This is a genomic window from Umezawaea beigongshangensis, from assembly GCF_016464305.1.
GTDB lineage: Bacteria > Actinomycetota > Actinomycetes > Mycobacteriales > Pseudonocardiaceae > Umezawaea_A > Umezawaea_A beigongshangensis.
Genome location: NZ_JAEIOJ010000001.1, coordinates 734,308 through 761,157, shown reverse-complemented (window position 1 = coordinate 761,157; position 26,850 = coordinate 734,308). Strand labels below are relative to the sequence as shown.

Below are 26,850 nucleotides of genomic sequence, written 5' to 3'. Positions count from 1 at the left end.
CCCCGTGGAGTGCTGCCGTGGACCTTCCCGAGAACCTCCTCTACACCCCGGAACACGAGTGGGTCGACTGGACGCCGGGCACGCAGGAGCCGGTCTCCGTCGGCATCACCGCCTACGCCGCCGAGTCCCTGGGCGACATCGTCTTCGTGCAGCTGCCCGAGGTGGGCGAGCGGGTGACCTCCGGCCAGGTGTGCGGCGAGCTGGAGTCGACCAAGTCGGTGAGCGACCTGTACGCGCCGGTCAGCGGCGAGGTCGTCGAGGTCAACCAGGCCGCCGCCGACGACCCGGCCCTCGTCAACACCGACCCGTACGCCGCGGGGTGGCTGTTCAAGGTCGCCGTGCAGAACGCGGACGGGCTGCTGACCGCCGCCAAGTACGCGGAACTGATCACGGACTGAGGACGTCGTGGCGATCAGCGTCTTCGACCTGTTCTCCGTCGGCATCGGACCGTCCAGTTCGCACACCGTCGGTCCCATGCGCGCCGCGGCCATGTTCGTCGACCGGCTCCGCGAGCGCGGGCTGCTCGACTCCGCGGCCCGCGTGCACGTCGAGCTGTTCGGCTCGCTGGGCGCGACCGGACACGGGCACGGCAGCCCCAAGGCCGTGCTGCTCGGGCTGGAGGGCGAGCTGCCCGAGCTGGTCGACCCGGTGGCCTGCGCGGACCGCGTCGAGCAGATCAGGGCCGGTCGCAGGCTGCGGCTGGGCGGCACGCACGAGATCGTGTTCGACGCCGACCGGCACCTCGTGATGCACCGGCGCAAGTCCCTGCCGCTGCACCCCAACGGCATGAGCTTCGCCGCGTTCTCCCCGTCGGACGAGCAGCTCGACCACGCCGTGTACTACTCGGTGGGCGGTGGTTTCGTCGTGGACGAGAACGCCAGCGGGTCGGACCGCATCAAGCCGGACTCGACCCCGCTCGCGCACCCGTTCCGCACCGGTGACGAGCTCCTCGCCCGCACCCGCGAGACGGGCCTGCCGATCAGCGGCCTGATGCTCGCCAACGAGAGCGCGTGGCGCTCGGAGCAGGAGATCCGCTCGGGCCTGCTGCACGTCTGGCGGGTCATGCAGGACTGCGTGGAGCGCGGCTGCACCGAGCAGGGCGTCCTGCCCGGCGGCCTGAAGGTGCGCCGCCGTGCCGCCGAGATGCGCGCCGGGCTGGCGGGTGAGCACTACGCCACCGACCCGCTGCGCGTGATGGACTGGGTGACCCTGTTCGCCCTGGCGGTGAACGAGGAGAACGCCGCGGGCGGCCGGGTCGTGACGGCTCCCACCAACGGCGCGGCGGGCATCGTCCCGGCGGTCCTGCACTACTACACGAGGTTCGTGCCGGGCGCGTCGGACGACGGCGTCGTGCGGTTCCTCCTCACGGCGGGCGCGATCGGCGTGCTGTTCAAGGAGAACGCGTCGATCTCCGGCGCCGAGGTGGGCTGCCAGGGCGAGGTGGGCTCGGCGTGCAGCATGGCGGCGGGCGGCCTGGCCGAGGTCATGGGCGGCACGCCGGAGCAGGTGGAGAACGCCGCCGAGATCGCGATGGAGCACAACCTGGGCCTGACCTGCGACCCGATCGGCGGCCTGGTGCAGATCCCGTGCATCGAGCGCAACGCCCTGGCGTCGATCAAGGCGATCACGGCGGCCCGCATGGCGCTGCGCGGCGACGGTTCGCACTTCGTGTCCCTGGACAAGGTCATCAAGACGATGCGCGAGACCGGCAAGGACATGAAGGTGAAGTACAAGGAGACGGCGCGCGGCGGCCTGGCCGTGAACGTCATCGAGTGCTGAGCGCCCCGGGTGGCTGCCGGTGGTGCGCCACCGGCAGCCACCCGTCACCCGGTCAGGTCCACTCGAAACCGGCGGCGACACCCGTCAGCTCGGCCACGCGGACCGCGGGGACACGCGTGAGGACCACGTCGTCCGTGGACACGAGACCCTCGCTCCCGATCGTGTGGAGTCTCGCCTCGACGCGGGTGAGGCGGTCCGCGTCCGACGCCGCCAGCTCCGCTCGACGCGGTCGCAGCATGCCGCGCAGTCCTCGACGCCGAACTCGTCGTCGAGCACCTCACCGATCCGCTGGAGCGTGAACCCCGCGTCCTGCAGAGCGATGACGCGGTCGTCATCGGTGCCCTCGACCTGCTTGCGACACCACCGGGTTCGCACCACGAACCCGGTGGTGTCGACAGCCGGGGGTCAGAAGGTGAAGACCGGGCCCGTCGCGCGCCGGGAGAGGCAGGGGTTCGAGTAGGTCTTCGAGTGGGTGACCGGCACGCCCCGCCAGGTGCCGTGCGCGGACACCGTCACCGGACGGAGCTCCATCGTGCAGAACTCCAGCGCCGGATCACCGGGCAGGGCGGCGAAGTCCCCGCGGGCGGTGACCAGGTCGGCGCACGCCAGCTCGGCGTGCGGGTGCCTGCCCCCGGTGGGCTCGCAGCGCAGTTCCGTCGTGCGCAGGCCGCCGACCTCGTCCTGCGCCGACAGCACCAGAGCGGAGAGGAAGAGGGGCGGCGCCGACGCCGACGACGCCGCCGCCGCGGCGGGGAGCGGTGCCACCACGGCGAGACAGGTGAGGACTGATGTGGCGAGGAGCCGAGTTCGTGCCATGCGCCCACAGTGGACGCACCTGGAGCCGTCTCAACCGTCAACTCGGCGGTAACACCGGATCGTGTGACGGAGCGGTCGGTGGAGGGGTTCACCGGGTCGGCCCTGTTCTGGTGGAGATCGTCCGCGCAGTCTGGGGCGATGAGTTCCGTGCGGCGGGTGGCACTGGCGAGTTCGGCCGGCAACGCGGTGGAGTTGTACGACTTCCTGCTCTACGGCACGGCCGCCGCGCTGGTGTTCGACGAGCTGTTCTTCCCGTCCGCCGATCCGCGGGTGGCCGTGCTGCTCTCGCTGGCCACCTTCGGCGCGGGGTTCCTCGCCAGGCCGCTGGGCGGCGTCGTGATCGGTCACTTCGGCGACCGCGTGGGGCGCCGCTCGATGCTCGTGCTCACGCTGTCGGTGACCGGCGTGTGCACCGCGCTGATCGGGGTGCTGCCCACGTACTCCACCGCCGGAGTCCTCGCTCCCGTGCTGCTCGTGACGCTGCGCGTCGTGCAGGGCTTCTTCCTCGGCGGTGAGCAGGGCGGCGCGACGCTGATGGCCGTCGAGCACGCACCGCCCGGCCGCGCGGGCTGGTACGGGAGCTGGACGTTCCTCGGCTCGCCGCTGGGACTGCTGCTGGCCAACGCCGCGATGGCCGCGGCCACCGGCATCTCCGGCGACGCGTTCCTCGACTGGGGCTGGCGGCTGCCGTTCCTGTTCAGCCTCGTCCTCGTCGGCATCGGGCTGTACGTGCGGCTGTCGGTGGAGGAGAGCCCGGAGTTCCGGCGGACCCGCGAGCACGGCGCCACGGTGCGCCTGCCCGTCGCGGAGGTGCTGCGGCGGTCGTGGCGCACCGTGCTGCTGGGCGCGGGCGTGAACCTCGGCTTCACCGCGTTCATCTTCGTGCTCGCCACGTTCGCGGTGTCCTACGGCCGCCGGGAGCTGGGGCTGCCGCAGTCGCTGCTGCTGACCTCCGTGCTGCTCGGAGCGTTCGTCCAGGTCCTCACGATCCTGGTCTTCGCGCGGCTGTCCGACCGGATCGGGCGGCTGCCCGTCATGCTCGGCGGCGCCGCGTTCCTCGCGGTGTTCGCGTTCCCGCTGTTCTGGCTCCTGCGCTCGGGCTCACCCGCACTCGTCGTGCTCGCGATGCTGCTCGGCTACGGCGGGTCGGCGGCGATCTTCGGCCCCATGCCCGCGTACTACGCCGAGCTGTTCTCCGCGCGCGTGCGCTACAGCGGGGTGTCGCTGAGCTACCAGCTCGGGGCCGTGCTCGGCGGAGGCCTGTCGCCCGTGGCCGCCGCCGCGCTGCTGGGCGCCACCGCCGACCGCGCCACCTGGCCGATCTCGGCCTACCTCGTCGGAACCGCCGCGATCAGCGGGGTCTGCCTGCTGGTGATCGGCGAGACGCTGCGGCGCACGCGGGTCGACGGCGAGGTGGACGAGCCGGCACCGAGCTGACACCGGGTCCAGCCCCGCCGCCGGTCCGGCCGGGCCGGCCCCGGAGATCGTGCCCACGTGGTGCGCGAGCGGGCCGAGCTCCCGTGCCCGGCGCAGCAGCTCCGTCGTGAGGAGGGTCTGACCGGTGGCTCTCGGGTGGACCGAGGTGCTCGGGTGCCGCTCGACGGCCACGCCCCGGCCACCCGGACCTGCGCGCGCTCCTCGACTCTGGTGAAGGCATCTCGGACGACGGGAGAGCCGGGCGACGAGAACCTCAACGGACCAGTCGAAGCGTGCGGCCGGCCAGACCGACCGTCACGCGCTGACCCCAGTCGAGCCGCAGGGCGTCCGCCTCCACCCCGTCGCCGAACACGACCAGCCCGTCCGACTCGATCTCCAGGCCGAGCGTCGACGTCGTCAGCTCGCCCTGCGTGCGGCTCACCCCGGTGGTCGGCGAGGGCCACGCCTCGCGGACGAACCACACCAGGCGTGCCTCGCCCGGCGCGGGCAGCGCGAGAGCGCTGCCCCGGTCCCGCCACACCGACCGGCACCAGCCGGTGGCGCCGGTGCCCGTGCCGACCAGCACCCCCGACGACGCCTGCCGCTCGGTCTCGCCGTCCTGCGCGGTGATCCGGTAGCGCGCGGTCTGGTGGCTCGCGTGGCCGACGTAGACCTCGTTCAGCGCCAGCAGGCGCTGGCCGTCGTCGGCGACCGCCTCGACCATCGTCCGCTCCTCGACCGCGGCGGACCCCTCGACCGCCGCGAGCACGAGCTTCCCGGCCCGCTGCGGGGAGTGGTGGACGAGCACGCCGGAGTTCCGCGCGGGCTCCGGGTTCACGCCGACGACGGGCTGGCCGTCGAGGTACTTGGCCGCGTTGGCCACCAGGCCGTCCTGGCCCACGACGACCACCACGTCCTCCGGCGCGAACAGGAACCGCGCCAGGTCGCCGCGCTCGACGCTGCCCCGCCGCCAGTCCAGCGGCAGCGCGCGGGACACCGCGGCGAGCGCGGCGCGCGCCAGCTCGTCGCGGCGGACGATCTCCGCGAGGTCCAGGCCGCGGGTGCGCAGGAAGAACTCGACCTGCCCGCGCGTGCCGTGGCGGGCCAGCAGCTCCTCCAGCTCGGTGCGGCGGTGCACCAGCACGACCCGCGGTGACGACGTCACGCCCGCTCCCCGGTGGCGCCCAGCTTCGCGAGCAGCGGGGTCAGCAGGTCGGGGGAGAGCACCAGGCTGTTGATCTGCGGCACGTTCGCGGCCAGCTCCTTGGCCGCGAGGCCCAGCAGCACCCCCTCGGGCAGGTCGCGGTACGCGAGGACGCGGGCGGCCTCCGCGGCGGCCTCGGCCTCGCCGAGCGTGCGCACGCCCTCCGCTCGCACCGCGTTCATCCGCTGCTCGCGGTCGGCCTGCGCCTGCGCCTCGATCCGGTCGGCCGCGGCGGCCTCCTCCGCCTTGCGCCGCGCGTTCGCGCCGCGCTGCACGACGAGCTGCTCCTCCTGCTTGGCCAGCTCGATCTGGTTCTGCAACTCGTTCTCGCCGATGGCGCGCTCCCGCTGCACGGCCCGCGCCCTGCGCTCGTAGGTCGCCCGGTCCGCCTCCTGCTGCACCTGCTCCCGCGCGGTCGTGCGCAGCGCCTTCTCCACGTCGGGCTCCGGCCGGATCGCCACGACGCGCACGTCCACCACCGCGAGCCCGGTCTCCGCGAGGCGCGCGTCGCCGCGCAGACCGCTGGTCACCGCGTCGCGCACCGCGCCCACGCCGTCGACCAGCGCGGCCGACAGCGTCGAGCGGGCCAGCACCTCCAGCGCGTGCTGCTGGGTGCTCTCGGTGAGCAGCCCGGCGACCTGCGAGAGCGGGTCGCCGCGCCACGTGCCCCGGTCGGGGTCGATCGAGAAGTCGAGGCGCTGAGCCGCCACGCCGGGGTCGGTCACCCGGTGGGTGACGGTCATCTGCACCGTCACGTCCTGGAAGTCGGCCGTGCGGGCGTGGAAGAGCATCGGCAGCTCGCGGTCGTCGACCGGGATCTCCGACAGGACCGCGGTGCGCGGCCGGAACCAGAACGACAGGCCCGTCCCGTCGTGCACCACCCGGCCGCCGCGCACGTGCCGCACGTGGACCGTCGGAGCGCCGCGCAGGTGCCGCAGACCGGGGTAGCCGCCGATGTCGGCCATGATGTCCTCCTCGTTGTCGTCGCGATGACGATAAGCACCGGGACGGGTTCTCGTCAAGACGACGATTAAGGGGTACGGTGGAGCCGTGAACGACTACCGGCCAGAGGACTTCCCGCCGTTCGCCGTGACGGTCGACCTCGCCGTCCTGACCGTGCGGGAGGAGCGGCTCACCGTGCTCGTGGTGCGGCGCGGCGAAGAACCCCACCGGGGGGCCAGGGCGCTGCCGGGTGGTTTCGTGCACGCCGACGAGAGCCTCGACGCCGCCGCCGCGCGGGAGCTGCGCGAGGAGACGGGGCTGAGCGCGGAGCAGGTCCACCTGGAGCAGCTCGCCACCTACGGCGACCCGGACCGCGACCCGCGGATGCGGGTCGTCACCGTCGCCTACCTCGCGCTCGCGCCGGACCTGCCGGTGCCGAGGGCGGGCACGGACGCCGCCGAAGCCGGGTGGGCGCCGGTGGACGCGCTGCTGCGCTCACCCGCCGAGCTGGCCTTCGACCACCACCGCGTCCTGAGCGACGCGGTGGAGCGCGCCCGCGCGAAGCTGGAGCACACCCCGGCCGCCACGGCGTTCTGCGACACCGTGTTCACCGTCTCCGACCTGCGCCACGTCTACGAGGTCGTCTGGGACGTGTCGCTGGACCCGCGGAACTTCCACCGCAAGGTCACCGGGGTGCCCGGCCTGCTGGAGCCGACGGGGGAGACGACGACGCGCGACGGCGGCAGGCCCGCTCAGCTCTACCGCCGCGGCTCCGCGGCGCAGCTCCACCCGCCGATGCTGCGCGGCGGTCAGGTCAGCGCGACGACCTGACGGGTCTGCGCCGACCGCGCCGCCGCCTCGATCACGTCGAGCCCCGCCGCCGCGTCCAGGACGTCCACCGGCGGCGTCCCCCCGGCCAGCGCCTCGACGACCCCGGCGTAGAAGTCCTGGTAGGCACCCGGATCGGTGCTCTCCCGCGCCGTGGCGCCGGGCGAGCCCAGCACGCCCCACGCCGACTCGGGCTCCACGCCCCACCCCGCGCCGCCCGGCGTCGCCCCGGCCTTCAGCGCCTCCTCCTGCGGGTCCATGCCGTGCTTCACGTACGACCCGCGGTTGCCCAGCACCCGGAAGCGCGGGCCGAGGTCGGCGGCCAGCGCGCTCATCCACAGCTGCGAGTGCTCGCCGCCGGCGTGGGTGAGGGAGAGGAACGCGTCGTCGGGCGCCACCGCGCCGTCCCGCAGCGTCGCGATCTCCGCGTACACCGACGTCGGCCGCCCGAACAGCGCGACGGCCTGGTCGACCAGGTGCGCGCCCAGGTCGTAGACGATGCTGCCCAGGTCGGCGGGGTCGCCGGACTCCTTCCAGCCCTGCTTCGTCTCCGGCCGCCACCGCTCGAACCGCGACTCGAACCGGTGCACCAGACCCAGCGCGCCGTCGGTGATCAGCCGCTGCACCGTGCGGAAGTCCCCGTCCCAGCGCCGGTTGTGGAACGGGATCAGCGGCAGCTCCCGCTCGGCCGCCAGCGCGGCCAGCTCGCGCGCCTGCGCCGCCGTGCTCGCGAACGGCTTGTCCACGACGGCGGGCAGGCCGTGCTCCAGCGCCGTGCGGGCGTGCTCGCCGTGGAACCTGTTCGGGGTCGTGATCACCACGAGGTCGAACTCGTCCGCGCGCCGCCACACCTCGTCGGCGGAGGACAGCACCTCCGCGCCGGGATAGCGCTGGAGCACCGCGGCACGCCGCTCGGGATCGCTCGTCACCACGGCGCCGAGGGTCAAGCCGGGGGTCGCGTCGAGGAAGGGGGCGTGGAAGGCGGCTCCGCCGAGGCCGTAGCCGACCAGCGCGGTTCGTGCAGTGCTCATGCCCGCCACGATATGCGTCTCACCCGATGGACGTGCTGTTGCGCACCGGGTGCTCGCGGCTACTTTCGGACACGTGATTGCGCTGGTGGTGCGCCGACACGTCGATCACGGGCTCGTGACGACGACGGCCCGTCCGGGTCTCGGCCGATCCCACCTCCCGCGGGCCCGCCGCTGAGACGCGGTGCCCGCACGGTCTCGATCCGACAGGAGTTCACCCGTGCCCGACGACGTCGCCGACACCTCGGCCTGGTCCTTCGACACCAAGCAGATCCACGCGGGCGCCAGCCCGGACACCGCGTCCGGGGCCCGCGCCACCCCGATCTACCAGACGACGTCCTACGTCTTCCGGGACACCCAGCACGGCGCCGACCTGTTCAGCCTCGCCGAGCCGGGCAACATCTACACCCGCATCAACAACCCGACGCAGGACGTCCTGGAGCAGCGCGTCGCCGCGCTGGAGGGCGGTGTCGCCGCCGTCGCGTTCGCCTCGGGCTCGGCGGCCACGACCGCGGCCGTGCTGAATCTCGTCCGATCGGGTGACCACTTCGTCTCCAGCGCGTCCCTCTACGGCGGCACCTACAACCTGTTCCACCACACGCTGCCCAAGCTCGGCATCGAGGTGACGTTCGTCGACGACCCCGACGACCTGGAGGCCTGGCGCGCCGCGATCCGCCCGAACACCAAGCTGCTGTTCGGCGAGACGCTGGCCAACCCGCGCAGCCACGTGCTGGACCTGGCCGCCGTCGCGGAGATCGCCCACGAGGCCGGTGTGCCGCTGGTGGTCGACAACACCGTGCCCACGCCCTACCTGCTGCGACCGATCGAGCACGGCGCCGACGTGGTGATCCACTCGGCCACCAAGTACCTCGGCGGCCACGGCACGACGATCGCCGGTGTCGTGGTCGACGGCGGCACGTTCGACTTCGGCAACGGGAAGTTCCCCGACTTCACCGAGCCCGACCCGAGCTACAACGGCCTGCGGTACTGGCCGGCGCTCGGCCACGGCGCGTTCGCGGCGAAGCTGCGGGTGCAGCTGCTGCGCGACACCGGCGCGGCCATCGCCCCGCTGAACAGCTTCCTGATCATCCAGGGCGTCGAGACGCTGTCGCTGCGCATCGAGCGGCACGTCGCCAACGCGCAGGCGATCGCCGAGTGGCTGGAGCGGCGCGACGAGGTGGAGCGCGTGCACTACGCGGGTCTGCCGTCGAGCCCCTGGTACGCCAACGCGCAGAAGTACCTGCCGAAGGGCGCCGGGTCCATCGTGTCGTTCGAGCTGCGCGGCGGTGTCGAGGCGGGCCGCGCGTTCGTCGACGGCACCGAGCTGTTCAGCCAGCTCGTGAACATCGGCGACGTGCGCAGCCTGATCGTGCACCCGGCCAGCACCACGCACAGCCAGCTCGACCCCGAACAGCAGCTCACCTCCGGCGTCGCGCCCGGTCTCGTGCGGCTGTCGGTGGGGCTGGAGGGCGTCGACGACCTCCTCGCCGACCTGGAGGCGGGTTTCCGCGCGGCCAAGTCCGCGCTGTAGTGGCCGAGGCCGTCCCGCACGTCACCCGCGGGTGGCGTGCGGGTGACCCCGCCGGCCGGAGGAAGTGGGTGCGGCACGCCGCCCCGCTGCGGCTGGAGAGCGGCGCCGAACTGCCCGGCGCGGCGCTGGCCTACGAGACGTGGGGCGAGCTGAACGCGGCGCGGGACAACGCCGTGCTGGTCGAGCACGCCCTCACCGGGGACAGCCACGTGGCGGGGCCCGCCGGGCCCGGTCACCCCACGGCGGGCTGGTGGGACGCCCTCACCGGGCCCGGCCGCCCGCTCGACACGCGGCGGTGGTTCCTCGTCGCGCCGAACGTCCTGGGCGGTTGCCGGGGCAGCACCGGGCCGTCCTCGGTCGCGCCGGACGGGCGTCCGTGGGGCTCGCGCTTCCCCGCGCTGACCGTGCGCGACCAGGTCGCGGCCGAGGTGCTGCTCGCCGACGTGCTCGGCGTCGAGCGGTGGGCCGCGGTCCTGGGCGGCTCGATGGGCGGCATGAGAGCCGTCGAGTGGGCCGTGAGCAGCCCCGAACGGGTGGCGTCGCTGCTGCTGCTCGCCGCACCGGCCGCGTCGTCCGCCGAGCAGATCGCCCTGGCGTCACCGCAGCTGCACGCGATCCGCGCCGACCCGCACTGGCACGGCGGCGACTACCACGACACCGGCGAGGCGCCCATCGCCGGACTCGGCATCGCCCGCCGCATCGCGCACATCAGCTACCGCACCGAGGCGGAGCTGGCGTCCCGCTTCGGCCGGGCGCCGCAGGGGGACGGCCGGTACGCCGTCGAGTCCTACCTGGACCACCACGCCGAGAAGCTCGTGCGGCGCTTCGACGCGGGCAGCTACGTCGTGCTCACCGAGGCGATGAACGGCCACGACGTGGGCCGCGGGCGGGGCGGCGTGGCTGCGGCACTGCGCCGGGTCACCGCGCGGACCGTCGTGGCCGGGGTGGACACCGACCGCCTGTACCCGCTCGCCCAGCAGGCCGAACTGGCGGCGGGCGTGCCGGGCGCCGACGACCTGCGGGTGGTCACCTCGCCGTACGGGCACGACGCGTTCCTGATCGAGACCGGCCAGGTGGGCGCGCTGGTGCGGGAGCTGCTGGGCCGAGCGGAGGTCACTCCTCCAGCGACGTCGCGATCCAGGGCGGCACCGGCAGGTCCCTCGTGCGGCACTCCACCGCCAGCTTGAGCGTCCAGCGCAGCGCCTGGAGCACCACCGTGGCCAGCTCCTGCGGAGCGCCGTTGGCCAGGGCGATCTCGATCTGCTCGGCTGCGGCCTCCTGATCGCCGTGCACCTCGGCCAGCAGGGTGCGGATCGCGGTCCGCACCGGCGGGTCGGCGTCGTCGATCGGCACCTCCTGGCCGTCCTCGTCGAACACCTGCATCTTCACCGGTGTGGCCCCGCCGGAGCCGAGCTCGGACACCATGCCGCTGCACTCCGCGAACAGCAGGAGCACCAGCTCGCTGATCTCCTCGTCGCCCTCGGGGGAGCCGCTGAGGTACCCCGTCACGAGATCGACCGCGACAGCGTCCTCGCCGGCGCTGGCCGCGGCCAGCGCCTCGCCGGCCACCGCCGTCAGGCGCGACCAGCGGTCTGGATCTTGCTGCGGGTGCATCAGCTCATCTTCCACCAGGAGGTCCGGGCGTACAGAACTCTGCCTACCGGTTGACTCTCGCACGTCGCAACGCCGAGCGGGGGGCGCGTCGCGATCACGGACGCGTGACCTCGTGGATCATCACGAAGGCGTGACGCTGCTCATCCCGGTCGCCCCGCGCGGGACGGCGGCCGCCAGCGCCACCACGATCACGGCGCCGTGCAGCAGCAGGCAGGCCGCGTTCGACTCCGGCGACAGCAGCGGCGGCACGCAGGCGACCGCGGTGAGCATCCACGGCAGTCGCGCGTGGCAGGTGCCCGCGCGGGCGCTGTGCACGAGGTACCAGCCGAGCAGCAGGTGGATCAGGTTCTGGAGGGTGTCCACCGGCAGCACCACGAGCGTCCCGCTGCCCCCGGAGAAGCCCGTCGTGACGAACCCCAGCAGCCCCAGCGCGCCGAACAGCACGCCCAGGACGGCGGCCAGCCTGCCGCGGTGGGACTCCTCCACGCGGGAGCGCGTGCCGGGGAAGTGGTGGGCGTGCCGCTCGAAGCGGTGGAAGAACAGCAGCAGCGGCACGAGCAGCACGACGAGGCCGGTGATCCAGCGCGGCCGGGACAGCCACTCGGCGACGGTCAGCGCGGCGGGGGCGGGCCCGTCGAGCACCCCGAGCAGCCCCACGACGGCCGCCAGGACCGTGAGGTAGCCGAGGTAGACGGTCATCGGCGCGGAGCGGGTGAACGCGACGACGCTCCACGGCCGGTGCCCGTGCAGCCACGCCGACACGCGGTCGCGCTGCGCGACCACCAGGCAGATCTGGCCGAGACCCAGCACGAGCAGGCAGATCGTGGGCGGGCTGACGTTGGACAGCGCCTCGCCGGGGGTGGTCATCATCGTGCGCGGGTAGCCGCCGAACGCGATCAGCACGCCCAGCGCGGGCGGGGTCAGCGCGGCGAGCGCGACCAGCGCGCGCCGGGACACCCGCAGCAGGCTGCCGTCGGCGTAGAAGAACCCGATCTGCTGGAGGAACAGCGCGCCCAGCAGGAGGTTCAGGTAACCGCCCGTGCGCCAGTGCAGCCACGCCCGCGCCGTGTCGGCGACGACCATCGCCGCGAGCAGCGCCAGGGGCGTGACCAGCCGCACCCGTCCGTGCAGCCACGCCGCGAGCGGGGTGAGGGCGACCCCGACGAGGTAGAGCGACAGGAACCACAGCGGGTAGGCGATCATGCGGCTGAACGCGTCCACCCGCACCTGCGGCGCGTCGAGCAGTTGCAGCGGCAGCGGCAGAACGAGCCAGGCCAGCACGAACGCGAGCATCGGACGCATCAGCCAGGAGATGCGGCCGGCGAGGTACCGGCCGTAGCCGCCCTGGTCGTCCCGCACGGCCTGCCAGGCCAGCAGGTTCGCGTGCCCGCCCGCGAAGAAGAACACCGGCACCGCCTGGAGCACCCAGGTCAGCAGCCACAGCCAGTTCGCGCTGATCCCGCCCCAGTACAGGACGGTCAGCAGCGACTGGCCGAGCACGACGAGCGCGAGGCTGCCCAGCCGCAGGAACGTGGCGAAGCGGTCCTGCACCGCGGGCCGCGGCGTGAAGGCCGCGCTCTGCGCCGGGGCCGGATCGGGCTCGCGGCGGCGCGCGCCGGGCAGCCGCGCCACCAGCAGGAACACCACGACGGCGATGCCGAAGCCCCAGGCGAGCACCGGTTCGTGCCCCGGCGGGCCCCAGCGCTGCCGCCACGAGTTGAAGCCGAGTCCGGCGGAGTAGAGCTGCGCGACGGCGTGGCAGCGCACGCCGGAGCCCCGCGGGTTGGCCTCGCACTGCGCGTGCATGTCGGTGGACAGCCGCGCGTCGAGCTTGCGGCGCGCGTCGGGACCGAGCGGCTGGCCCTTGCTCTCCGCGTAGCGCAGCAGGTCGTAGCCGAGGTCGTGCGCGCGGCAGGCCGTGCCGAAGTCCCACTCGGTGTCCCCGGCGGGTCCGGAGCAGCCGCCCCCCACGTGCACGGCGCGCAGCGTCCCGTCCGGCGCCACGACCGGTTCCGGTGTCGTGTTCTGCACGGCCGCGAAGTCGTGCGGGAACTCCGCACGCGGGTCGTGGTCGGCGCTCGGCAGGGCGAGGGCGTCCACCGCGCGGGACGCGGCGGCGACGTCGCCGCCGAGCACCTGCTCGTCGGTCGCGCCGGCCGGACGGGATGCGACGACACCGCACACGAACACCGCGAGAGCCACCAGGACGACCCTCGACCAGGTCGGCAGCCGGTGGAGCAGACGTGTTCCCGGCCACATCGGGTGTGACCGGACGATGACGCGGGTATTCACTCGCGCTTGGCTCATTGGTGAGCCAGGTTACGGAAGGGTGTCGGCAGCCCGCCAGTCCCGCTGGTGGGGCGGGTGGGTCAGCGGCCGGACACCGGCGTCAGCTCGTCCTCCAGCACGCCGGCGGTCGTGAGGGCGGCCAGCGCCATCCGGCCCAGCAGTTCGGCCATCTGGGCGCGGTCGAGGTGCGAGCTGTGCGGGGTGGAGTTGATGAGCCCGAACACGGCGTGCGCGGCGGCGCGCGCGGTCGGCTCGTCCACGCCGGACACGGTCTTGCGGATCGTCTCGACCCAGACCTCGACGTAGCGGCGTTGCAGCGCGCGCACGCGCCTGCGGTCCGGGTCGGTCAGGTTCGCCAGGTTGCGGGCCTGCACGGTGATCAGCGCGGGATCGTCGAGGGCGAACTCGACGTGCCAGTGCACGAGGGCGCGCAGCGCCTGCGCCGGGTCGGGCGACGCCTCCACGCGGCTCTGGCCGCCGTCGAGCAGGCGTTCGCTGATCGAGGTCAGCATCTCGCCGAGCATGGCGTCCTTGCTGCGGAAGTGCCGGTACAGCGCGGGGCCGGAGATCCCGACGGCCGCGCCGATGTCGTCGATCCCGACGCCGTGGAAGCCGTGCCTGGCGAAGAGTTCGGCTGCCGCGGTCAGGATCTGGTCGCGACGGGTCGGTCTGGCGTCTCCTGGTGGGGGCACGGCGCCCATCGTAGACGCGTCGTGTTAGCGCCCACTAACTTTCGTTCACCCGTGCGTCGACGAGCGTTGATCCGCTGGTGGACGGCAGTTCTCGTCGGTTTTCTACGCCAAGTCGTTAACTCTTCACGCATCTGTTCCGGAAAGGGCTCACCGCCTGGTAACACGGGAAGTGCCCTGCGTCACACCCCCCGCGTCACCCCCTCGGGAGCCCTCGATGCGCCTCGTTCCTCCTCTCGCCGCCGCGGTCCTGGCCGTGGCGGCGGTCTTCGCGTCAGCGCCCGCCGCCGCGGCGGCACCCGCCGCGACCCACTACGTCGCCCTGGGCGATTCCTACTCCTCGGGAGTCGGCACCGGCAGCTACGACCCGTCGAGCGGGAACTGCAAGCGCAGCTCCCACGCCTATCCCGCCCTCTGGGCGGCGTCCCGCGCCCCGGCCTCGTTCGCCTTCGTCGCCTGCTCCGGCGCGCGGACCGGTGACGTGCTCGCCAACCAGGTGGGCGCCCTGTCCGCCTCGACCACGCTCGTCAGCATCTCGATCGGCGGGAACGACGCCGGCTTCGTCGACGTCATCACCACCTGCACCCTGGGCACGGACCAGGACTGCGTCAACCGGACGAACACCGCCAAGTCCTACGCGCAGAACACGCTCCCGGCGCTGCTGGACGACGTCTACTCGACCATCAGGGGCCGTGCCCCCTCGGCGAAGGTCGTCGTGCTCGGCTATCCGCGGATGTACCAGGTGCCCGGTTCGTGCGCCGTGGGGATGAGCAACACCAAGCGGTCGGCCATCAACTCCTCCGCCGACGTGCTGGCGCAGGTCGTCGCCCAGCGGGCGGCCGCGCGGTCGTTCACGTTCCAGGACGTGCGCACCGCGTTCACCGGCCACGAGATCTGCTCGCCGAGCTGGTGGCTCAACAGCCTGAGCTGGCCGGTGGAGGAGTCCTACCACCCGAACAGGGCGGGTCAGGCGAACGGATACCTCCCGCTGTTCGCGGCCGCGGCGGGCTGATCGCTCGAACGGGTGAGGGCCGGGCCGGACCGCGCGTCCGGCCCGGCCCTCGTCGTGGACGGATGTGTTAACGTCGACTAACATCACGGCAACGGAGTTAACGAACGCTAACTTCACCCGCGAGGAGCACATGGACGCGCCAGTCCTGCGCAGCGCCGCCGACCCGTCGAGCGAGGCGTTCCAGCGCTACAGCGAGGAGCACGCCGCGCTGGCCGACGAGCTGCGCGCGAAGCTCGCCACCGCCGCGCGAGGCGGACCCGAGAGGGCCAGGCAGCGGCACGTGGACCGGGGCAAGCTGCTGCCCCGCGACCGCGTCGACTCGCTCGTGGACCCCGGCTCGCCGTTCCTGGAGCTGTCCCCGCTGGCCGCCGACGGCCTCTACGGCGGCCAGGCGCCCGCCGCCGGCGTCATCACCGGTGTCGGCCGGATCTCCGGCCGCGAGTGCGTGGTCGTCGCCAACGACGCCACCGTCAAGGGCGGCACCTACTACCCGATGACGGTCAAGAAGCACCTGCGCGCCCAGGAGGTCGCGCTGCACAACCACCTCCCGTGCGTCTACCTGGTCGACTCCGGCGGCGCGTTCCTGCCCCGCCAGGACGAGGTGTTCCCCGACCGCGACCACTTCGGCCGGATCTTCTTCAACCAGGCCACGATGTCCGCGCGGGGCGTTCCGCAGATCGCCGCCGTCCTCGGCTCGTGCACGGCGGGCGGCGCCTACGTGCCCGCGATGAGCGACGAGGCCGTGATCGTCCGCGACCAGGGCACGATCTTCCTGGGCGGCCCGCCGCTGGTGAAGGCCGCGACCGGCGAGGTCGTCACCGCCGAGGAGCTGGGCGGCGGACTGCTGCACTCGCGCACCTCCGGCGTCACCGACCACCTCGCGGACGACGACCCGCACGCCCTGCGCATCGTGCGCAGCATCGTCAGCACCCTCGGTCCGCGCGCGCAGCGGCCCTGGGCGGTCGAGCCGCCCGAGGAGCCGGTGGCCGACCCCGCCGAGCTGTACGGCGTCGTCCCCACCGACAGCCGCACCCCCTACGACGTGCGCGAGGTGATCGCCCGCCTCGTCGACGGCAGCCGGTTCGCCGAGTTCAAGAGCGAGTACGGGACGACGCTGGTCACCGGGTTCGCCCGCGTCCACGGTCACCCGGTCGGGATCGTCGCCAACAACGGCGTCCTGTTCGGCGAGTCAGCCCTGAAGGGCGCGCACTTCGTCCAGCTCTGCGACCAGCGCGGCATCCCGCTGCTGTTCCTGCAGAACATCAGCGGTTTCATGGTCGGCCGCGAGTACGAGGCGGCGGGCATCGCCAAGCACGGCGCGAAGATGGTCACCGCAGTGGCGTGCGCCCGCGTGCCCAAGTTCACCGTCGTGATCGGCGGTTCCTTCGGCGCGGGCAACTACTCGATGTGCGGCCGGGCCTACTCGCCCCGCTTCCTGTGGATGTGGCCGAACGCCCGCATCTCCGTCATGGGCGGTGAGCAGGCGGCGTCCGTGCTGGCCACCGTGCGGCGCGACCAGCTCGGCGACGAGTGGTCGGCCGAGGACGAGGAGGCGTTCAAGGCGCCCGTCCGCCAGCAGTACGAGGAGCAGGGCAACCCCTACTACTCGACCGCCCGGCTGTGGGACGACGGTGTGATCGACCCCCTCGACACCCGCACCGTCCTCGGGCTGGCCCTGTCCACCGCGGCCAACGCGCCGCTGCAACCAGCCGGTTTCGGCGTCTTCCGGATGTGAGCGGCATGTTCGACAGCGTTCTCGTGGCCAACCGCGGTGAGATCGCGGTCCGCGTCGTGCGGGCACTGCGCTCGCTGGGCGTCCGCTCCGTCGCCGTGCACAGCGACGCCGACGCCGACGCGCGGCACGTGCGGGAGGCCGACGTCGCCGTGCGCATCGGTCCCGCGGCCGCGCGCGAGAGCTACCTGAGCGCCGAGCGGATCGTCGAGGCCGCCCTGGCCACCGGCGCGCAGGCCGTGCACCCCGGCTACGGCTTCCTCGCCGAGAACGCCGACTTCGCGCGGGCGTGCGAGAAGGCAGGGCTGGTGTTCGTCGGCCCCACCCCCGACGCCATCGACGCGATGGGCGACAAGATCCGCGCCAAGCTCGCCGTCGCGGCGGCCGGTGTGCCGGTGGTGCCGGGCCGCACCGAGCCGGGCATGTCCGACGACGACCTCGTCGCGGCCGTGGCGGAGATCGGCTACCCGGTGCTGCTGAAGCCCTCCGCCGGTGGCGGCGGCAAGGGCATGAGGACGGTGTCCGGGCCGGAGGGGCTGCGCGAGGCCATCGCCTCGGCCCGGCGCGAGGCGCGCGGGTCGTTCGGCGACGACACCCTGCTCGTGGAGCGGTTCGTCTCCCGGCCCCGGCACGTCGAGATCCAGGTCCTCGCCGACGCGCACGGCCACGTCCTGCACCTGGGCGAGCGCGAGTGCAGTCTCCAGCGCCGCCACCAGAAGATCGTGGAGGAGTCGCCGTCGCCGCTGCTGGACGCCGCCGCCCGCGAGCGGATGGGCCGCGCGGCCGTCGAGGCGGCGCGGGCCGTCGACTACCGGGGCGCGGGAACGGTCGAGTTCATCGTCTCCGCCGACGCGCCCGACGAGTTCTTCTTCCTGGAGATGAACACCCGGCTCCAGGTCGAGCACCCGGTGACCGAGCTCGTCACCGGGATCGACCTGGTGGAGTGGCAGCTGCGCGTCGCCGCTGGCGAGCCGCTGGACCTCGCGCAGGAGGACGTGCGGATCACCGGGCACGCCGTCGAGGCCCGCGTCTACGCCGAGGACCCGGCGCGCGGGTTCCTGCCCACGGGCGGGCGCGTGCTCGCCCTGCACGAGCCCGACGACCTCGTCCGGATCGACTCGTCGCTGCTCACCGGCACGCGGGTCGGCAGCGACTACGACCCGATGCTCGCCAAGTACGTCGCGCACGGCCGCACCCGCGCCGACGCGCTGCGGAAGCTGAACGCCGCGCTCGGCCGCGCGGTCGTCCTCGGCGTTCCCACCAACATCCCCTTCCTGCGCGCGCTGCTGGCCGACCCGGACGTGCGGGCCGGGAACCTCGACACCGGGCTGGTGGAGCGGAAGCTGGACTCGCTCGTCGAGGTCGACGTGCCCGACGAGGTGCTCGCCGCCGCCGGGCTGGAGCGGTTGCTGGCGCAGGAGGGTGTCGCCGGGAGCGATCCGTGGGACGCGCCCGGCGGGTGGCGGCTCGGCGAGCACGCCTGGACGGTCTGGCGCATCGACGCCCCCGGTCGCGGGGCCGTCGAGGTCAGGGTGCGCGGGCGTGCCGAGAACGCCGAGGTGGCCGTGGGCGCGGCGACCCCGGTCCGCACGCGGGTCTCCACCGTCGACGGGCAACTGGTCGTGGGCGGCCGGCGCTACGCCGTCGCCCGCGACGGCGACGTCCTGTGGCTCGGCGCGGACGGCCGCTCGTGGCCGCTCGTGGAGAGCCCGCTGCTCGCCTCGGCCGGATCGGCCGGCGCCGGAGCCACCGGCGGCCCGCTGGTCAGCCCCATGCCCGGCACCGTCCTGCTCGTGCGCGCCGCCCGCGGCGACACCGTCACCGCGGGGCAGCCGCTGCTCGTGGTCGAGGCCATGAAGATGGAGCACTCGGTCGTCGCCCCCATCGACGGAGTGCTCACCGAACTGCACGCGCACCCCGGGCAGCAGGTCGCACTCGGCCAGCCGCTCGCCGTCGTCGTCCCCCACCAGGAGTGACCGATGTTGGACTTCCGCCTCGACGAGGACCACGAAGCACTGCGCAAGACCGTGCGGGAGTTCGCCCGCGACGAGGTCGCGCCCGTCATCGGCGACCTCTACCAGCGCGAGGAGTTCCCGTACGAGATCGTCGCCAAGATGGGCCGCACGGGTCTGTTCGGGCTCCCGTTCCCCGAGGAGCACGGCGGCATGGGCGGCACGTACTTCGCCCTCTGCCTCGCCCTGGAGGAGCTGGCCAGGGTCGACTCGTCCGTGGCCATCACGCTGGAGGCCGCGGTCTCCCTCGGCGCGATGCCCCTGTTCCGGTTCGGCACGCGGGAGCAGCGGGAGCGCTGGCTGCCGTCGCTGTGCGCGGGTGAGGCGCTCGGCGCGTTCGGCCTGACCGAACCCGGCGGCGGCACGGACGCGGGAGCCCTGCGCACCACCGCGCGGCTGGAGGACGGGCAGTGGGTGCTCAACGGCACCAAGGCGTTCATCACCAACTCCGGGACCTCGATCACCCGGTTCGTGACGGTCGCCGCCGTCACCGGCACGCGGGAGAACGGCAAGAAGGAGATCTCCACGATCCTCGTGCCGTCCGGCACCCCAGGCTTCTCGGTGTCGCCGAAGTACTCGAAGGTCGGCTGGAACTGCTCCGACACGCACGAGCTGTCCCTCGACGACTGCCGGGTGCCGGAGGAGAACCTGCTCGGCGAGCGCGGACGCGGGTACGCGCAGTTCCTCCAGACGCTGGACGAGGGCCGCGTCGCCATCGCCGCGCTGTCGGTCGGGCTCGCGCAGGGGTGCGTGGACGAGTGCCTGCGCTACGCCGGCGAGCGCGAGGCGTTCGGGCACCCGATCGGCTCCTACCAGGCGATCCAGTTCAAGATCGCCGACATGGAGGTCCGCACGCACACCGCGCGCCTGGCCTACTACGCCGCCGCCGCGAAGATGCTGCGCGGCGAGCCGTTCAAGCGCGAGGCCGCCATCGCCAAGCTCGTGTCCTCGGAGGCGGCGATGGACAACGCGCGGGACGCCACGCAGGTCTTCGGCGGCTACGGGTTCATGAACGAGTTCCCGGTCGGGCGCTTCTACCGGGACGCCAAGATCCTGGAGATCGGCGAGGGCACGTCGGAGGTCCAGCGGATGCTGATCGCCCGCGACCTGGGGCTGTGAGGCGCTGACGGGCAGAGATCCGGGTGATCCGGGGCAGACCCGGCCACCGGAGGCCTCGCCGGGCGTCCTCCTCCGAGACAGCACCGATGCTCGACGAGGAGACGTCCGTTGATGAACCGCTCCGCTCGCACCGTCCTGGCCGTCGTCCTGAGCGCGGTCGCCCTCGTCACCGTCGGGTGCGGCTCGGCGAAGCGCTCGTCCGGGTCGGGTCCGGCGGTCACCGGGGACGCGAAGAAGGGCGCCCCGAAGACCACGACGAAGTCGACGACCTCCGAGACGCGGGAGTGCGACTGGAGGTCGGAGAAGCGGTTCGCGCAGGTGACGGGCCTCGAGAACGGCACGACGGTGACGCTGGTCCTCCAGGCCGCGGAGAAGAGGCCGCTCGGTGAGGGCTTCGAGACCGAACCGCTGGACGTTCCCCGGTGCAGCGCGCAGATGACGGGGGACGCGCGCGTGCTCACCGTCGCGGGCGGGTCGAGCACGCCGCGGGAGTTCGTCGAGGCCGTGGCCGACCGCTCGGCCTCCGACCGCGAGGAGGGCTTCGACCTCACCTTCGACGGCTCGGGCCGGATCACCGAGGTGCGGTGGTCGCACGTCCCGACCTCCTGAGCGAGCGCCGGCGCGGCCGTGTGCGCATCTCGTCGACGGGTTGCCTCCGCGAGGCGCGAATCACCCAGTCCACTATTTCACTAGTGAAAGGTGTTACCTTCGTGGCCGCCGACGACTGAGAGGAGACGGCCATGAACTCGCGAAGGCAACCCCACCAGGCACTTCCGGTCATCGCTGACGGTGTGGGCAAGAGGTACCGCAGGGGATGGGCGTTGCGGGAGACGTCCCTGGTGATCCCGCAGCGCCGGATCGTGGCCCTCGTCGGCCCGAACGGCGCGGGCAAGAGCACGCTGATGGGGCTGATCACCGGGTTGCTGCGTCCGACGACCGGTGGGATCACCGTCTTCGGCGACCGCCCGACGGGCAAGGGGCTGCACCCCGAGGTGGCCTACCTGGCCCAGCAGAAGCCGCTGTACCCGCAGTTCACCGTGACCGAGACGCTGATGCTCGGGGCGCGGACCAACCCGACCTGGGACCAGGGCTACGCCGAGCACCTGGTCGAGCAGGCGGCGGTGCCGCTGAGCGCGAAGGTGGGCACCCTGTCCGGCGGGCAGCGCACCCGCGTCGCGCTGGCGCTGGCACTGGGCAAGCGCCCGAGCCTTCTGCTGCTCGACGAGCCGTTGGCCGACCTGGACCCGCTGGCCCGCGAGACCGTGCTGCGCACGCTGCTCGCCGAGGCGAGGGAGCAGGGCATCACCGTGCTGCTGTCCTCGCACGTGCTGGCGGAGCTGGAAGGCGTGTGCGACCACCTGGTCCTGCTCCACGGCGGACGGGTCCTGCTGGCCGGGGACGTGGACCAGCTCAGCGCCCGCGGCACCTCGCTGGGGCAACTGGCCCTGAACCGGATGCGCGAAGCAGCGGCACAGGAGGAAGCGGCATGATCTGGGTCTCCTGGCGGCGCCAGCGCGCGCAACTGATCACCCTGCTCGGCGTGCTGCTCGTCGGTGCGGCCGCCGTCGTCCTCCTGCGGTCGAACATGATCGGTGCCATCGAGTCGTTGCAGCTCACCGGATGCGTGGCGCAGACGGGCCCGGAGTGCGCGGACGCCGATGCGGCGGACCGCTTCCGGGCGGCGTGGACGAACCCGCTCCACCTGGGGCAGGCCGCGATCCTCCTCCTGCCCGCCCTGATCGGCGTCTTCCTCGGCGCACCCCTGTTCGCCAGGGAACTGGAGCAGGGCACCCACGTGCTGGCCTTCACCCAGTCGGTGAGCCGTACCCGGTGGATGGTCAGCAAGCTGGTCGTCGCGCTGGTGCCCGCGGTGGTCGTGCTGATCGCGCTGCAGCACCTGGTCTCCTGGTGGTTGTCCGCCGCCGGGGTGCTGGGGCCGCGCAACAGCGGTTCGTTCCACTTCCTCAACTTCGGCGTCGAGCACGTCTCGCCCGTCGCCTACGCGGTGTTCGCCTTCGCGCTCGGCACCTTCGTCGGCGCGGTGTCCCGCCGCACCCTGGTGGCGATGACCGCGGGGCTCGGCGTGTTCACCGTCGCGCGCTTCGCCCTGTCCGACCTGGTGGGCCACCTGGTTCCCCCCCAGCGCGTGGAGGCCGCGCTCGGCGAGGACCTGAAGGTGTACCAGGACGGCAGCCTGGTGACCGGGAGGGGCTGGCTCGACACCTCCGGACGAGTGGTTCCCGACGACCGCGCCGACGCCCTGAACCTGGCCTGCAAGCGGTCGGTGACCGAGGCGGGGACGGCGAAGTCGCAGGAGGAGTACCTGGCGTGCTTGCCGGAGTCCGGTCTCGCCACGACGTACGCGGACTTCGTCCCGGAGAGCCTGGCCTGGCAGGTGCACCTGGTCGACGCGGCGATCTTCGGCGGGCTCGCCGTCCTGCTGCTGGTGGGCACCGCCCTGGTGCTGCGACGTCAGAGCTGAGCGTCGTGGAGCCCCCGAGCTGCGGGAGCACCTATGCTGACCGGTGTGATCGAGTTCCGGATCGACCGGCGGTCCGGGGTCTCCACCTACGTGCAGATCGTCCAGCAGGTCGAACAGGCCATGCGTCTGGGACTGCTGACCGCCGGCGACCGGCTGCCCTCGGCGCGGGAGGTGGTGGAGGCGATCGCCGTCAACCCCAACACCGTGCTCAAGGCGTACCGCGAACTGGAACGGGCAGGACTGGTGGAGGCCCGTCGCGGGCTGGGCACCTTCGTGACCAGGTCGCTGTCCTCCGAGGCCACCACCGGCGGCGACGCGCCGCTGCGGCGGGAACTGGCGGGCTGGCTGGGCCGCGCCAGGGAGAGGGGCCTCGTCGTCGAAGACGTCGACGCCCTGTACTTCGCGGTCCGCGACGAGCACTACCCCCCACCGGAGGAACGATCGTGACACCTCTGACCGCGACCGCCGTCGGCAAGCGGTACCGCACCCGCTGGGCGGTCCGCGACTGCAGCTTCACCATCCCCGAGGGGAAGGTCGTCGCCCTGGTCGGCCCGAACGGCGCGGGCAAGAGCACGCTGCTGCGCATGGCCGCTGGCCTCGTCCGCCCGACGACCGGTGAGCTGAGCGCCTTCGGCACCCCGCTGCGGGGCCGCACCCACCCGGACGTCTCGTTCCTGGCGCAGAACCGTTCGCTCTACCGCGACCTCACGGTGCGCGAACTGGTGCGCGCCTGCGCGGCCATGAACGACCGCTGGTCCACCGACCGGGTGCACGAGGTGCTCGGTCTGCTGGCGGGCGTGGACCACGACGCGAAGATCGGCGCCCTGTCCGCGGGCGCCCTGACCCAGGTGGCCATCGCGGTGGCGCTGGGACGGCTCCCCCGGCTGCTGCTGCTGGACGAACCGCTGTCCGACCTCGACCCGCTGGCCCGCGACGAGGTGCTGCGGATCGTCATGACCGAGGTCGCCGACCGCGGGACCACGGTGGTGATGTCCTCGCACCTGCTCAGCGACCTGCGTGAGGTGTGCGACCACGTCCTGTTGATCGACGAGGGCCGGGTCCAGGTCGACGGCGACGTCGAGGGAGTCCTCGCGGAGCACCGCGTGCTGGTCGGCCCGGCCGCGGACGAGGCCGGCGTGGAGGGGAAGCTGATCGGCGCGACCCGCTCCGGACGCCAGTCGACCCTGCTGCTGCGCGGAGCCGGACCGGCACCGGCGGGCTGGGTCAGCACCGAACCCGACCTGGAGTCGCTGGTCGTGGGATACCTGCGCGCGTCGCGCGAACGGCGGTCGTCGGCCCAGCGCGGGCACGCGGGACGAGGAGCGAAGTCCGCGTAGCGGCCGACGCGGGGCCTGCCGGTGTTCGTCGGTCTCGAACCCCGTCGTCCACCTCCGCGACCCCGCGCTCGTCGGGGTCGGCAGGCCGCGCTCCCACGATCGCCCGCAGGTCCAGCCCGTGCGACGGAGTGCCTCCCGGCACGACCGGGACATCCCGGAGTCCTCCGCGCAACCGTTGCCGCCAGGGCGCTCCAGCGCTTCGGCGGTGCGCCGGGCCGCGCTCGCCGACCGGCGCGACGCCGCATCTACTGGCGGGTAACAATCTTCGGCGTCACGACCGGATCGTCCGTACGGGTCCGAAAGCAACCCCGAATTCCGGGTGCCAAGCCGATGGGCGAGGAATAGCGTCGGGGAGTGAGCAGCCACCCTCGTCCGGCAGCTCCGACCGGTGCGCACTCCGCAGCGGTCAGCGAGCTGAGCAAGCAGTACGCCGCGATACCGGCGGGCCAGCCGGTGCGGCTCAAGAAGGCCACCTCCAACCTCTTCCGATTCCGCGGCGACCAGCCCGGCGGCCTCGACGTGGGCCGCTTCAACCGGGTCCTCTCGGTCGACCGGGACGCGCGCACCGCGCAGGTGCAGGGCATGACCACCTACGAGGACCTCGTCGACGCGACCCTCCCGCACGGGTTGATGCCGCTGGTCGTGCCGCAGCTCAAGACGATCACGCTGGGCGGCGCCGTCGCCGGCCTGGGCATCGAGTCCAGTTCCTTCCGCAACGGCCTGCCGCACGAGTCGGTGAACGAGCTGGACGTCCTCACCGGCGACGGCGAGGTCGTCACCGCGCGACCGCGGGACCCGCTGTTCCGCGGGTTCCCCAACTCCTACGGCACCCTGGGCTACGCGCTGCGGCTGGAGATCGAGCTGGAGCCCGTGCGCCCGTACGTGCAGCTCCGGCACGTGCCGTTCCGCGACGCCGCCGAGTGCGCCGAGACGATCGCCGCGGTGTGCGCCGAGCGCGCGCACCGCGGCACACCGGTGGACTTCGTCGACGGCACGGTGTTCTCGCGCGACGAGAGCTACCTGACGCTCGGCAGCTTCACCGACGTCGCGCCCTGGCGGTCGGACTACACCGGCAACCGGGTCTTCTACCGCTCGATCCAGCGGTCGCGCACCGACTTCCTGAGCGTGCGGGACTACCTGTGGCGCTGGGACACCGACTGGTTCTGGTGCTCGCGGGCCTTCGGCGCGCAGCACCCGGTGGCGCGCAGGCTGTGGCCCAAGCGCTACCTGCGCTCGGACGTCTACCGGCGCATCGTGGCGCTGGACCGGCGCTTCGGCGTCAGCGCCAGGCTGTCGAAGGCCGTGCAGGAACCGGTGATCCAGGACGTCGAGATCCCGGTGGCCGCCCTGCCGCGGTTCCTCGACTTCTTCCACCGCGAGGTCGGCATCGCGCCGATCTGGCTCTGCCCGGTGCGGTTGCGCGATCCCGCCGGCTGGCCGCTGTACCCGATGGACCCGGACGAGCTGTACGTCAACGTCGGCTTCTGGTCCACCGTGTCGCTGAGGCCGGGGGAGCGGATGGGCGACCGCAACCGCCTGATCGAGAACGAGGTCGCCGCTCTCGGCGGGCACAAGTCCCTCTACTCGGACTCCTACTACGAGGAGACCGAGTTCTGGCAGCACTACAACGGCGCCGGATACCGGGCGCTCAAGCAGGAGTTCGATCAGGGGAACAGGCTTCCGGACCTGTACGCGAAGTGCGTACGGGGCCGTTGAGGGGAGACGTGTCATGCGTTTGGCCACCGTGTTCCAACGAGCGGTCGGAGCGAGTCCCGACGTGCGGTTCCGCGCCTACGACGGCAGCAAGGCGGGTCCGGCCGAGGCCGAGGTGAGCATCGAGATCCGCACTCCGGAGGCGTTGTCGTACCTCGCCTCCGCGCCGGGCGAGCTCGGCCTCGCCCGCGCCTACGTGACGGGGAACCTGGAGATCACCGGCGACGTGCACAAGGCGCTGAGCAGGCTCTCCGAGCTGAGCCTGCGCTCGATCCCGCTCGTGCCGAGGCTCGAACTCCTCGCCACGCTCGGGCGCACGTTCCTGAACAACCGGGTGGAACCGCCGCCGCAGGAGCGGCGGCTGCGCGGCATCCGGCACTCGAAGACCCGCGACTCCGAGGCCATCGCCCACCACTACGACGTGTCCAACGCCTTCTACGAACGGGTGCTCGGCCCGTCGATGGCCTACACCTGCGCGGTCTACCCGGAGGCGACGTCCTCGCTGGAGGAGGCGCAGTTCACCAAGCACGACCTGGTGGCGCGCAAACTCGGCCTGAAGGAGGGCATGAGACTGCTCGACCTCGGCTGCGGCTGGGGCGGGATGGTGATGCACGCCGCGAAGCACTACGGCGTGCGCGCGATCGGCGTGACGCTGTCGCGCAACCAGGCCGAGTGGGCGCAGAAGGCGATCGTGGAGGCCGGGCTGTCCGAGCTCGCGGAGGTGCGGCACCTGGACTACCGCGACGTCCGGGAGACCGGGTTCGACGCCGTCAGCGCCATCGGCCTGGCCGAGCACATCGGCAAGGCGAAGCTGCCGGGGTACTTCGGCTTCGTGCAGCGCAAGCTCAAGCCGGGCGGGCGGATGCTGAACCACTGCATCACCCGTCCCGACAACCGGCAGCCCGCCCGCAGCGGCAGCTTCATCAACCGCTACGTCTTCCCCGACGGCGAGCTGGTCGGTCCCGGCCACCTCGTGTCGGTGATGAACGACAGCGGGTTCGAGATCCGGCACGAGGAGAACCTGCGCGAGCACTACGCGATGACGCTCGCCGCCTGGTGCCGCAACCTCGACGAGCACTGGGACGAGGCGGTCCGCGAGGTCGGGGAGGGCAGGGCCAGGGTGTGGCGGCTGTACCTGGCCGCGTCGCGGCTGGGCTTCGACCGCAACAGCATCCAGCTGCACCAGGTGCTCGGCGTGAAGCTCGACGGCACCGACGCGCACGTGCCGCTGAGACCCGACTGGGCGTGAGGCCCGCCGCGGGTGGTCGTGGTGGGGACCGCGACCACCCGCGGTTCGGCGAGGCCCT

Annotated in this window: 25 protein-coding genes; 17 read left to right on the top strand and 8 right to left on the bottom strand. The window is 72.8% G+C overall.

The window, feature by feature from the left end; genetic code table 11:
• Positions 1 to 17 precede the first annotated feature (17 nt).
• Entirely contained in the window at positions 18 to 398 is a 381-nt protein-coding gene (gene gcvH, locus IMZ35_RS03560) for a glycine cleavage system protein GcvH (protein ID WP_199439373.1), read from the top strand.
• Between the two features lie 7 nt (positions 399 to 405).
• Entirely contained in the window at positions 406 to 1,779 is a 1,374-nt protein-coding gene (locus IMZ35_RS03555; protein WP_199439372.1) for an L-serine ammonia-lyase, read from the top strand.
• Between the two features lie 52 nt (positions 1,780 to 1,831).
• Here the strand turns inward: IMZ35_RS03555 and IMZ35_RS03550 are convergent, their stop codons facing one another.
• Positions 1,832 to 2,017: a hypothetical protein gene (locus tag IMZ35_RS03550; protein WP_199439371.1), complete on the bottom strand. Its 186-nt coding sequence runs from the start codon at positions 2,015 to 2,017 to the stop codon at positions 1,832 to 1,834.
• Between the two features lie 167 nt (positions 2,018 to 2,184).
• Positions 2,185 to 2,595 carry an SSI family serine proteinase inhibitor gene (locus IMZ35_RS03545; protein ID WP_199439370.1) on the bottom strand — a complete coding sequence of 137 codons (411 nt, stop codon included), beginning with the start codon at positions 2,593 to 2,595 and terminating at the stop codon, positions 2,185 to 2,187.
• 138 nt (positions 2,596 to 2,733) lie between these two features.
• Between IMZ35_RS03545 and IMZ35_RS03540 the strand changes: the two genes are divergently transcribed.
• Positions 2,734 to 4,032 (top strand): MFS transporter, encoded by a 1,299-nt coding sequence (locus IMZ35_RS03540; protein ID WP_199439369.1) that lies wholly within the window; start codon positions 2,734 to 2,736, stop codon positions 4,030 to 4,032.
• Between the two features lie 253 nt (positions 4,033 to 4,285).
• Here IMZ35_RS03540 and IMZ35_RS03535 read toward each other — a convergent pair whose 3' ends face one another.
• Positions 4,286 to 5,176, bottom strand: coding sequence for an NAD(+)/NADH kinase (locus IMZ35_RS03535; RefSeq protein ID WP_199439368.1), 891 nt, complete (start codon positions 5,174 to 5,176; stop codon positions 4,286 to 4,288).
• Positions 5,173 to 6,180, bottom strand: a complete 1,008-nt coding sequence (locus IMZ35_RS03530; protein ID WP_199439367.1) for an SPFH domain-containing protein — start codon at positions 6,178 to 6,180, stop codon at positions 5,173 to 5,175. The genes IMZ35_RS03535 and IMZ35_RS03530 overlap by 4 nt, the downstream gene beginning before the upstream one ends.
• Positions 6,181 to 6,265: 85 nt before the next feature.
• Here IMZ35_RS03530 and IMZ35_RS03525 point away from each other — a divergent pair, with 85 nt between their 5' ends.
• The gene (locus IMZ35_RS03525; RefSeq protein WP_199439366.1) at positions 6,266 to 6,988 is read left to right on the top strand and encodes an NUDIX hydrolase; all 723 of its coding nucleotides are present in this window, start codon (positions 6,266 to 6,268) and stop codon (positions 6,986 to 6,988) included.
• Here IMZ35_RS03525 and IMZ35_RS03520 read toward each other — a convergent pair.
• On the bottom strand, positions 6,967 to 8,016 hold the full coding sequence (locus IMZ35_RS03520; RefSeq protein WP_199439365.1) for a Gfo/Idh/MocA family protein: 1,050 nt from the start codon (positions 8,014 to 8,016) through the stop codon (positions 6,967 to 6,969). The two genes, IMZ35_RS03525 and IMZ35_RS03520, sit on opposite strands and share 22 nt — an antisense overlap.
• Before the next feature lie 217 nt (positions 8,017 to 8,233).
• Here IMZ35_RS03520 and IMZ35_RS03515 point away from each other — a divergent pair, with 217 nt between their 5' ends.
• Both IMZ35_RS03515 and metX read left to right on the top strand, forming a co-directional pair.
• Entirely contained in the window at positions 8,234 to 9,544 is a 1,311-nt protein-coding gene (locus IMZ35_RS03515) for a bifunctional o-acetylhomoserine/o-acetylserine sulfhydrylase (protein WP_199439364.1), read from the top strand.
• A gap of 68 nt (positions 9,545 to 9,612) precedes the next feature.
• The gene (gene metX / locus IMZ35_RS03510; protein WP_307867716.1) at positions 9,613 to 10,731 is read left to right on the top strand and encodes a homoserine O-acetyltransferase MetX; all 1,119 of its coding nucleotides are present in this window, start codon (positions 9,613 to 9,615) and stop codon (positions 10,729 to 10,731) included.
• Here metX and IMZ35_RS03505 read toward each other — a convergent pair.
• The 3 genes from IMZ35_RS03505 to IMZ35_RS03495 all read right to left on the bottom strand — a co-directional run bounded on the left by IMZ35_RS03505 (position 10,658) and on the right by IMZ35_RS03495 (position 14,139).
• Positions 10,658 to 11,158 carry a hypothetical protein gene (locus tag IMZ35_RS03505; RefSeq protein WP_199439637.1) on the bottom strand — a complete coding sequence of 167 codons (501 nt, stop codon included), beginning with the start codon at positions 11,156 to 11,158 and terminating at the stop codon, positions 10,658 to 10,660. The two genes, metX and IMZ35_RS03505, sit on opposite strands and share 74 nt — an antisense overlap.
• Before the next feature lie 120 nt (positions 11,159 to 11,278).
• A complete protein-coding gene (locus tag IMZ35_RS03500) occupies positions 11,279 to 13,360 on the bottom strand; it encodes a phospholipase A2 (RefSeq protein ID WP_307867715.1) in 2,082 nt (693 codons plus the stop codon).
• A gap of 167 nt (positions 13,361 to 13,527) precedes the next feature.
• Entirely contained in the window at positions 13,528 to 14,139 is a 612-nt protein-coding gene (locus IMZ35_RS03495; protein WP_307867713.1) for an SACE_7040 family transcriptional regulator, read from the bottom strand.
• Positions 14,140 to 14,353: 214 nt separating this feature from the next.
• Here IMZ35_RS03495 and IMZ35_RS03490 point away from each other — a divergent pair, with 214 nt between their 5' ends.
• From IMZ35_RS03490 to IMZ35_RS03440, 11 genes are all read left to right on the top strand, one after another.
• Positions 14,354 to 15,148 (top strand): SGNH/GDSL hydrolase family protein, encoded by a 795-nt coding sequence (locus IMZ35_RS03490; RefSeq protein ID WP_199439360.1) that lies wholly within the window; start codon positions 14,354 to 14,356, stop codon positions 15,146 to 15,148.
• A 130-nt stretch (positions 15,149 to 15,278) separates the two neighbouring features.
• On the top strand, positions 15,279 to 16,883 hold the full coding sequence (locus IMZ35_RS03485) for a carboxyl transferase domain-containing protein (protein WP_199439359.1): 1,605 nt from the start codon (positions 15,279 to 15,281) through the stop codon (positions 16,881 to 16,883).
• A 5-nt stretch (positions 16,884 to 16,888) separates the two neighbouring features.
• Positions 16,889 to 18,856, top strand: coding sequence for an ATP-binding protein (locus IMZ35_RS03480; protein ID WP_199439358.1), 1,968 nt, complete (start codon positions 16,889 to 16,891; stop codon positions 18,854 to 18,856).
• A gap of 3 nt (positions 18,857 to 18,859) precedes the next feature.
• On the top strand, positions 18,860 to 20,011 hold the full coding sequence (locus IMZ35_RS03475; protein WP_199439357.1) for an acyl-CoA dehydrogenase family protein: 1,152 nt from the start codon (positions 18,860 to 18,862) through the stop codon (positions 20,009 to 20,011).
• Between the two features lie 111 nt (positions 20,012 to 20,122).
• A complete protein-coding gene (locus IMZ35_RS03470; protein WP_199439356.1) occupies positions 20,123 to 20,620 on the top strand; it encodes a hypothetical protein in 498 nt (165 codons plus the stop codon).
• 131 nt (positions 20,621 to 20,751) lie between these two features.
• Positions 20,752 to 21,501 (top strand): ABC transporter ATP-binding protein, encoded by a 750-nt coding sequence (locus tag IMZ35_RS03465; protein ID WP_199439355.1) that lies wholly within the window; start codon positions 20,752 to 20,754, stop codon positions 21,499 to 21,501.
• The gene (locus IMZ35_RS03460; protein WP_199439354.1) at positions 21,498 to 22,493 is read left to right on the top strand and encodes an ABC-2 membrane transporter-related protein; all 996 of its coding nucleotides are present in this window, start codon (positions 21,498 to 21,500) and stop codon (positions 22,491 to 22,493) included. Before IMZ35_RS03465 ends, IMZ35_RS03460 begins: the two co-directional genes overlap by 4 nt.
• Before the next feature lie 33 nt (positions 22,494 to 22,526).
• Positions 22,527 to 22,940, top strand: a complete 414-nt coding sequence (locus IMZ35_RS03455) for a GntR family transcriptional regulator (protein ID WP_229369280.1) — start codon at positions 22,527 to 22,529, stop codon at positions 22,938 to 22,940.
• Complete coding sequence (locus tag IMZ35_RS03450; RefSeq protein WP_307867710.1) at positions 22,937 to 23,830, top strand: ATP-binding cassette domain-containing protein; 894 nt, start codon at positions 22,937 to 22,939, stop codon at positions 23,828 to 23,830. The genes IMZ35_RS03455 and IMZ35_RS03450 overlap by 4 nt, the downstream gene beginning before the upstream one ends.
• A 354-nt stretch (positions 23,831 to 24,184) precedes the next feature.
• On the top strand, positions 24,185 to 25,546 hold the full coding sequence (locus tag IMZ35_RS03445) for an FAD-binding oxidoreductase (protein ID WP_307867709.1): 1,362 nt from the start codon (positions 24,185 to 24,187) through the stop codon (positions 25,544 to 25,546).
• Between the two features lie 13 nt (positions 25,547 to 25,559).
• Entirely contained in the window at positions 25,560 to 26,792 is a 1,233-nt protein-coding gene (locus IMZ35_RS03440) for an SAM-dependent methyltransferase (protein WP_199439352.1), read from the top strand.
• The last annotated feature ends 58 nt before the right edge of the window (positions 26,793 to 26,850 follow it).

Excerpts from the sequence above, each read along its gene's own strand:
- IMZ35_RS03550 (WP_199439371.1), bottom strand. The coding sequence starts at position 2,017 with ATGCTGCGACCGCGTCGAGCGGAGCTGGCGGCGTCGGACGCGGACCGC.
- IMZ35_RS03545 (WP_199439370.1), bottom strand. The coding sequence starts at position 2,595 with ATGGCACGAACTCGGCTCCTCGCCACATCAGTCCTCACCTGTCTCGCC.
- IMZ35_RS03540 (WP_199439369.1), top strand. The coding sequence starts at position 2,734 with ATGAGTTCCGTGCGGCGGGTGGCACTGGCGAGTTCGGCCGGCAACGCG.
- IMZ35_RS03530 (WP_199439367.1), bottom strand. The coding sequence starts at position 6,180 with ATGGCCGACATCGGCGGCTACCCCGGTCTGCGGCACCTGCGCGGCGCT.
- IMZ35_RS03520 (WP_199439365.1), bottom strand. The coding sequence starts at position 8,016 with ATGAGCACTGCACGAACCGCGCTGGTCGGCTACGGCCTCGGCGGAGCC.
- IMZ35_RS03505 (WP_199439637.1), bottom strand. The coding sequence starts at position 11,158 with ATGCACCCGCAGCAAGATCCAGACCGCTGGTCGCGCCTGACGGCGGTG.
- IMZ35_RS03490 (WP_199439360.1), top strand. The coding sequence starts at position 14,354 with ATGCGCCTCGTTCCTCCTCTCGCCGCCGCGGTCCTGGCCGTGGCGGCG.
- IMZ35_RS03485 (WP_199439359.1), top strand. The coding sequence starts at position 15,279 with ATGGACGCGCCAGTCCTGCGCAGCGCCGCCGACCCGTCGAGCGAGGCG.
- IMZ35_RS03480 (WP_199439358.1), top strand. The coding sequence starts at position 16,889 with ATGTTCGACAGCGTTCTCGTGGCCAACCGCGGTGAGATCGCGGTCCGC.
- IMZ35_RS03475 (WP_199439357.1), top strand. The coding sequence starts at position 18,860 with ATGTTGGACTTCCGCCTCGACGAGGACCACGAAGCACTGCGCAAGACC.
- IMZ35_RS03470 (WP_199439356.1), top strand. The coding sequence starts at position 20,123 with ATGAACCGCTCCGCTCGCACCGTCCTGGCCGTCGTCCTGAGCGCGGTC.
- IMZ35_RS03465 (WP_199439355.1), top strand. The coding sequence starts at position 20,752 with ATGAACTCGCGAAGGCAACCCCACCAGGCACTTCCGGTCATCGCTGAC.
- IMZ35_RS03460 (WP_199439354.1), top strand. The coding sequence starts at position 21,498 with ATGATCTGGGTCTCCTGGCGGCGCCAGCGCGCGCAACTGATCACCCTG.
- IMZ35_RS03455 (WP_229369280.1), top strand. The coding sequence starts at position 22,527 with ATGCTGACCGGTGTGATCGAGTTCCGGATCGACCGGCGGTCCGGGGTC.
- IMZ35_RS03440 (WP_199439352.1), top strand. The coding sequence starts at position 25,560 with ATGCGTTTGGCCACCGTGTTCCAACGAGCGGTCGGAGCGAGTCCCGAC.